At 39.1% G+C, this 5,922-nt stretch carries 5 protein-coding genes; 2 read left to right on the top strand and 3 right to left on the bottom strand.

What is annotated here, in order from left to right:
- The first annotated feature begins 120 nt into the window (after positions 1-120).
- Positions 121-462: a hypothetical protein gene (locus IQ228_RS19165; protein ID WP_193963961.1), complete on the top strand. Its 342-nt coding sequence runs from the start codon at positions 121-123 to the stop codon at positions 460-462.
- A gap of 456 nt (positions 463-918) precedes the next feature.
- Here the strand turns inward: IQ228_RS19165 and IQ228_RS19160 are convergent, their stop codons facing one another.
- A complete protein-coding gene (locus IQ228_RS19160) occupies positions 919-1,461 on the bottom strand; it encodes a DUF2854 domain-containing protein (protein WP_027403803.1) in 543 nt (180 codons plus the stop codon).
- A gap of 137 nt (positions 1,462-1,598) precedes the next feature.
- On the opposite strand from IQ228_RS19160, the gene IQ228_RS19155 reads away from it, so the two are divergent.
- Entirely contained in the window at positions 1,599-1,781 is a 183-nt protein-coding gene (locus IQ228_RS19155) for a hypothetical protein (RefSeq protein WP_027403802.1), read from the top strand.
- A 756-nt stretch (positions 1,782-2,537) separates the two neighbouring features.
- Here IQ228_RS19155 and IQ228_RS19150 read toward each other — a convergent pair.
- Both IQ228_RS19150 and ppk1 read right to left on the bottom strand, forming a co-directional pair.
- Entirely contained in the window at positions 2,538-2,972 is a 435-nt protein-coding gene (locus IQ228_RS19150) for a response regulator transcription factor (RefSeq protein WP_027403801.1), read from the bottom strand.
- Between the two features lie 650 nt (positions 2,973-3,622).
- Complete coding sequence (ppk1, locus tag IQ228_RS19145; RefSeq protein WP_027403800.1) at positions 3,623-5,788, bottom strand: polyphosphate kinase 1; 2,166 nt, start codon at positions 5,786-5,788, stop codon at positions 3,623-3,625.
- Positions 5,789-5,922: the final 134 nt, after the last annotated feature.

Below are 5,922 nucleotides of genomic sequence, written 5' to 3'. Positions count from 1 at the left end.
TGGCAAACAGGATCAGGGCAAGAACCGTACATCTAAGGTAATACCTGAAAAGCGGATATTATTCGAGCAGTTGTCTTGACAATTATTCGATTAAGAATCCCCGCGTCTTTAGACCGGGGAGTGTCAAATCTAAGTCGGGCTTGTAAAGGTGTTATTTTCGACAGTGTTAACACTGTTGCTAAACTGATGGCAAAAGCTACTACTCAGAAAGGGTTACAGGTTTTTACGACCATCATTGATAAAGCCTACCAAACCGGTAAGAAAGTTGCTGAGGGTTTTAAAGAAACAATGGAGATTTTCTTTGATGATTTTTTGCCACAGTGGAACTATACTGCTAAACCACAACAACATTTAGTGCTTTTTGTCTTTTGTGGCTTTTTTCCAAATCCCGGTGGGTCACTTGAGGGTGGTGATGATGAGTTAACGGAAGTTCGATTGATTTTTTCTAATAATTGTTCTTGAACTGTCAGGACTTCTGCTATTTTCTTTTCCTGTTGTTCTATTTGCTGCGCCATTTCCTCCACCAGTTTTTTGACGCTGGTTAGAGTCTTTCCCCAATCTTCCTGGGGTATCTGTTCTAAGTGATTGACGCGCTTTTGTTCCATGTCACTTAATTTAACAGATTTTTGGGGGAATTTTTTACGATGCCTGCGGCGAGCGTAGCTATCGCTCTCCTACCCCCCTGAACGGTTACGATGGTGGGTATTTCTAGGGATGCTTATACTATACTAAGATAGTTATACTAGTAGCTAAGTTTAAGACACCCGCCAGCCAGACAACCGCCAGGGAATTTATTCCCTGTCTAATAGCTGAAGTCCGTTTTAACGGACTAGAATCTTTTTTAAGTGTTTAGTCATCTTTAGATGACTTGCGCTATTAGCAAGGAACTTGAGTTCCTTGCGGGATAGAGGTTTTAGGTTAAATTTTCATCAAGGACAGTTCAATATAGTCCTCTCTAGGCTGTTTAATACTGACTTCTACACCTGGACCAAAATACTTAGTCATTTTTTCCTGCTTTTGCTGCCAGGTATCAAAGGTGATTAGTGGTGAATCAAATTCTAGAATTAAGGTATAAGCGCCATTGATTTCGGTTTCTCGCAAACCGGTGACGATTGGTCTTTCTTCGTCGGTGGGACTTAAACCTAGATAGGCTAGGGCTACATCTAAATGAGCTTTTTGCCCATAACAGTTGCGGGTGATGTCTTTGCGGATTTTAGTCTGTGTAACTGTTGCTTGTTCCTTTCTGAGTTCTAGGATGGATGGTGTGCTAGTTTTGCTGAACGGTACAGGTTTAAGTTCATTGGCTTTCAGGGCTAAACCTCCCAGCAATAGCGGAAATCCATAGAAAAATCCGACTAGATTAAGGGTGGCATTATCTACAAAGTAGGCAACAAAACCTGTTATGGTCAGTATAGCACCTATTGTTAAGCCAAGTGTTCCTAAAGAAATTCTGCCGAGCATAATTTGAGATTAGTATAATTTATTTTCATCTTTTATTATCATCGCTCATTGGTGACAAATTGGGAAAGGGGATATGGAGATTTTTACTTTTTGCGTTAACTTTAGATTTGAAGTGTTTCAAAATGGGCAGCAGAAAAATGGATATTCAGACAATTAAAGACCGAATTAGCACTGTTCAAGATAAACGTGAGCGGTTGCTGAGTTTATTGGAACAACCCAATCTAGGAACTTTAAGAGTTGATGTGAATCAAGCTTTGGAAGAATTAGATGATTTACTTGATGAGTTTAAACGGACTATTCCTGAAACGAGAAATAATTAACCTAAGTTGTTAGTTATGTCAATTTAGGCAGGAAAAAAGGTAATTGATAATTACAATACCTTTGACAAATTGAAGAAAGTCTTGATTCGTAGGTTGGTTTGAGAGACAAGATCCAATAAATGCGTTGGATTGTACTGTCGCTTAATCCAACCTATAAGCAATAGTGAAGGTAATTGATAATTAGCTCATGGTGTCTCAAGATAAGTAGTGAGACAGAATTAGTTACACAATGTCATTGCGTTAGCGCAGCGTTAGCCATATGTAACGAAGTGAAATGAAGCAATCGCCAGGGTTGTGATTGCTTCCCTTCCCTCGCAATGACTGTAAATATTTTTGTCCAATTACTTAGGTGCATTTTTCTTTGTCGGATTTGGAAAATTGAGGATATCCAGATAGTTAAAACTGTTCCCAGTTAAGAGTTCCCTGCCCTCACAGACAATTTATTCAGCAAGCCCTAAATAAATTTCATGCTGTTATTAATAAATCGTTTCTGGGCGCAGACCCTGCGCCCCTACTTTCTGAATTTTTCATGGTCAGAATCTACTAGTAGTTGGTCAAATTTATTTTGACGGGTAATGATCGGAAAAAACTTCTGTTCTTCCCTCCCCTGTCACCGGTGCCTCTCTTCTCCCCCTGCTTGCCTTCACCCGTCATTTTCGGGTTGACAGACTACTAGAGAGGTTTGCAGAGGGGTTTATTAATATTAATACATTAAAAACTTTTAAAACATCCTCTTAACCCAATCTAAAAGGAAAATTAAGCAGAGTGCAATCTTTCTTCAAAAAATAAAGAATACCCAAGTTTGTTGCCTAATTTTCTCACTAAGTTAATGAGTTCTTTTGTGGAAATATCTTTTGTGCAAACTTCATCAAATTTATGTTTAGTTTTATAGTTATGAAAATATGATTCATCTATTGAGGAATAAGCCAAAATTTGAGTATTTGGAGATATAGCTTTAATGTAATTAGATGCTGACCAACCATCCATAATCGGCATTTGTAAATCGAGAATGATCACATGAGGTTGATGGCATTTAACCATGTCTATAGCTTCTTGACCATTACTAGCTAAACCAACAACGTGAATATTTTCTTGAATAGAAAAAATTAGTTGCAGACTTAAACGTGTGAGTTCATGATCATCAACTATAAGAAGGCGCAATTTAGAAGGCTCTTTGGACAACATTAACATTTCCAAAAAATAATAAATATGTATGACTATAGTTTATGAATGCGAGTTCTAAATGTACTCTGTCTGATGAGTGAATTTTGGGGGCTAAAAGTTAAATTTTATGCGATTTTTGCATACCATTAATGTAGTAGATGCACTGATTAGGAAATTGGTATAGGATGATCGGACATTATGGCTCTTGTGTCTCGTTTATGGTGATTGAGGATTGATGATAACAAAACCCTTACGAGACAAGGGTTATAAACAATTATTTCCATATTTTCAATGAAATGTCTACACAATAGGGCTTTCAATGATTTTGAACCAGGTTTTCCATAAAAATAACCGAAGAACCACATTATCTTCAAAATAAGTAGTGAGACAGAATTAATTACACAATGTCATTGCGTTAGCGCAGCGTGGCGTTAGCCATAGGGAACGAAGTGAAATGAAGCAATCGCCAGGGTTGTGATTGCTTCCCTTCGCTCGCAATGACTGTAAATATTTTTGTCCAATTACTTATAACGACAATTTTCAACGCCAACCTACTTAAGTCATGGATAGAAGTCAGGGGAAAGATGAAGAATTGACAAGAGGGTATGTAAATTCAGATATGCTTACCTTATCAGAATTTGAGGTGATGATTCACTTTTGCTGCAACTATTGAGAGTCTAACTTATGCCGGCGGAACGTAAAGCCATAGACATAATTGTTTTTTGAGAATTGGCTTCTGGACAGTTATCACCTGGGCATCTTTGGGTATAATTGCCATCAGGTTGTAATTCCCAGGCATGACGATTATCTGCTAACATAATCCCTAAGATTTCTTGTAAATCTTTGGCAATTTCTTGGTCTTTGATGGGGGTAATAACTTCGACGCGACGATCTAAATTACGCCGCATCCAATCTGCGCTGCCGATATATATTTCTTCTTGGTTATGATTGTAGAAGTAATATATGCGGGAGTGTTCTAAAAAGCGGCCAATAATGCTGATAACGCGAATGTTGTCGCTGAGATTTGGTAGTCCGGGACGCAAACAACATATTCCCCGAATAATTAGATCAATTTGAACTCCAGCGCGGGATGCTTCGTACAGGGCAGAAATTATTTGTGGGTCAACTAGGGCGTTCATTTTGGCGACTATGCGACCGGAAAATCCGTTTTGCACGTTGTCAATTTCGCGTTTAATTAATTCGAGAAAGCGATCGCGCATATTCACAGGTGCTACCATAATTTCTCGATAGGATTTTTGGCGAGAGTAGCCTGTTAAGAAGTTAAACACATCTGTTAAATCTGCGCCTAATTCTTCTCGACAACTAAATAAGCCTAAATCTGTATAGAGTCGTGCGGTTTTGGGGTTGTAATTCCCCGTCCCAATGTGGACATAACGGCGCATTCTGTCTTTTTCTCGTCGCACTACCAAGACGATTTTGCTATGGGTTTTCAAACCGACTAAACCATAGACAACATGAACACCAACTCTTTCTAAACGTCTAGCCCAATAAATGTTATTCTCTTCATCAAATCGGGCTTTTAATTCGACTAGGACGGAAACTTGTTTACCATTTTCTGCTGCTGCAATTAAAGCATTAACTATGGGTGAGTCTCCAGAAGTCCGGTAGAGAGTCATTTTGATGGCTAAGACGTTGGGATCATGGGCGGCACTAGTAATAAAGCGCACTACTGTCCCGGAGAAAGATTGATAGGGATGATGAACTAGCAAATCTTTTTCTCGAATTATGGAAAAGAAGTCTTTTCCTTCTTCTTGTTCAAGAGCGTCAGTATCAATACAGGGTTCTCTGAGCCGTTGTAAGCGGGAAGGAACGACGGATTGACGGGGGGGATCTTTAAGTTCTGGTAGTGGTAGTGCCAGAAAGTACATTAAATCTCGCAATGCCAACAGACCATCAACTTCATAAATATCGCTGTTGGTGAGTCCTAAATCTTCTAAGAGACGGGAACGAACTAACGCAGGGGTTTGGGAGCGAATTTCTAACCTGACGGTATTCCCCCCCATGCGGCGTTTGCGAAGTTCCTGTTCAATGGCTAATAACAGGTCGTCGGCTTCATCTTCCTCTAATTCCAGATCAGCGTCGCGGGTAATGCGGAAGGGGTGATATTCTTGGATACTCATGCCGGGAAAAAGAGATTCTAGGTTATGAGCGATCGCTTGTTCTAAGGGAATCCCTGACCAGTTAGCAATTTTCCCATTGTCTTGAACTCTCAACTCTGGGGGTAATGGCAAAAATCTTGGTAAGACTTGAGGAACTTTAACTCTGGCAAAAAACTCCTCTTCTGTATCAGGATTTTTGACCACCACTGCTAGATTTAAACTGAGATTAGAAATGTGAGGAAAGGGATGACTAGGATCAACAGCAAGAGGAGTCAGAACTGGAAAAATCTGCTCTTCAAAATAGTTATTTAGATAACTTCGCTGTTTGGGATTCAATTCTATGTAATCGAGAATATAGATTCCCTGCTGGACTAACAGTGGTCGCAGCACTTCCTCAAATTCCGCATTATGCTTTTTGAGTTGGGGATTCAAATGCAAACGAATATCATCTAGTTGTTTCTGTGGTGTCCGTCCATCAGGAGTTAATAAATTAACAGTGGCTTCTACCTGTTGCTTTAAACCTGCCACTCGTACCATAAAGAACTCATCCAAATTGGAACTAAAAATGGCTAAAAATTTCAGCCTTTCCAACAGAGGAGTTCTGGGATCACAAGCCTCATGTAAGACCCGATTATTAAATTCTAGCCAACTTAACTCACGGTTGATGTAGTATTGTGGATCACTCAAATTCATGGAAGCAGAATTTTTTTTTGGTTTCGCCATAATCACCTAGAGATAGGTAGACATCGTCTATAAAGCGTGAATATCAATATCTTAATTGCTACTGCATAGATTTTTACACTTCTTGATCTATAAATCTAATTAAGTTGACAATTTAATATTCTTATGTATAAAAA

It is taken from the genome of Dolichospermum sp. LEGE 00246 (assembly GCF_015207865.1).
Lineage (GTDB): Bacteria > Cyanobacteriota > Cyanobacteriia > Cyanobacteriales > Nostocaceae > Dolichospermum > Dolichospermum heterosporum.
Note: the sequence above shows the minus strand (reverse complement) of the source record. Positions and strands in the feature narration are given on the sequence as shown.

Coding starts and splice junctions, on each gene's coding strand:
- IQ228_RS19160 (WP_027403803.1), bottom strand. CDS start 1,461: ATGCTCGGCAGAATTTCTTTAGGAACACTTGGCTTAACAATAGGTGCT.
- IQ228_RS19155 (WP_027403802.1), top strand. CDS start 1,599: ATGGATATTCAGACAATTAAAGACCGAATTAGCACTGTTCAAGATAAA.
- IQ228_RS19150 (WP_027403801.1), bottom strand. CDS start 2,972: ATGTTAATGTTGTCCAAAGAGCCTTCTAAATTGCGCCTTCTTATAGTT.
- ppk1 (WP_027403800.1), bottom strand. CDS start 5,788: ATGGCGAAACCAAAAAAAAATTCTGCTTCCATGAATTTGAGTGATCCA.